2 protein-coding genes are annotated in these 1192 nt (G+C 47.2%); both read left to right on the forward strand.

Annotated features, from left to right (window positions below; all coding sequences use genetic code 11):
- Positions 1-551, forward strand: a 551-nt coding sequence (locus A3762_RS14005; protein ID WP_156493461.1) for an efflux RND transporter periplasmic adaptor subunit, incomplete at its 5' end; no start/stop codon positions are given.
- Positions 548-1192, forward strand: a 645-nt coding sequence (locus tag A3762_RS14010) for an efflux RND transporter permease subunit (protein WP_197469264.1), incomplete at its 3' end; no start/stop codon positions are given. The genes A3762_RS14005 and A3762_RS14010, both read left to right, overlap by 4 nt.

Below are 1192 nucleotides of genomic sequence, written 5' to 3' on the forward strand. Positions count from 1 at the left end.
GTGATTATGTTCAAGCCGGCGACCCACTCATCGACTTGATTGACGACCAGCACATTAAAATCATAGCGCGTGTACCTCAACAACATGTTTCCAAGATTGAGCTTGGACAAACTGTCAACGCTGACCTTTTAGACGGAACAACAATTGAAGGGCAACTTTCATACATCTCAAGCCAAGCGGACCCAGCAACACGAACATTTAGAATCGAAGCGACTGCACAGTCAAAGAGCAACCCTCGTCTTGGCCAAAGTGCGCGCGTTCGACTACAGCTCGGAGACATTCTTGCGCACAAAGTCTCATCATCAATTTTGAGCTTAGCTGCTGATGGCAGCATTTATGTAAATGCTGTTGATGAGAGCAATCAAGTAGTTCGCTATGTGGTTGAGATTATCAAAAATGATAGCGATGGCGTTTGGTTATCAGGCCTACCAGAAAACCTTAATCTAATCGTTGTCGGACAGGCTTTTGTTGCAAAGGGACAAACGGTCGATATCGCTATTGAAGGACAAATCGAAACCAATGTCGACGCAGACACTGAGGTCGATGCATGATCGCAAAAACCGATTTAAGCGCTGCTAGCTCTCAGGGCGAGCATAAATCTCATGTCGTCGACTGGGCGATTCGTCGTCAACGTGCCGCACTGCTAATTTTGTTCTTCCTGCTCATCGCAGGTATCGCCTCTTACAACTCAATACCTAAAGAGTCTGAGCCAGATATCCCTATTCCATGGATCTACGTATCCATGACCTATGAAGGCATTTCTCCCGAAGATGCAGAGCGATTGCTCGTGCGTCCGATGGAGAAAGAGCTCAAATCAATAGAGGGCGTAAAAGAAATGACCTCTATCGCTGGCGAAGGACACGCTTCTGTCACGCTAGAGTTCGATGCTGGATTTGATGGCGATGCAGCACTAGATGATGTGCGAGAAAAGGTCGATCGAGCTAAATCTAAGCTCCCCGAAGGTAGTGATGAGCCGACAGTAAACGAAATTAACGTCGCACTCTTCCCCGTCATGAGCATTAGTTTAGGGGGCGCGTTACCCGAACGAAACTTGCTTGCAATTGCCCGTGACTTGCGTGACGACATTGAAGCCTTAGGTGGTGTGTTAGAAGTCGATATCGCCGGTGAGCGCGAAGAATTGCTAGAAGTTATTGTCGACCCCCTCATTCTTGAAACTTACAGTATCGATTTT

The sequence above is a fragment of the Oleiphilus sp. HI0125 genome (assembly GCF_001635355.1).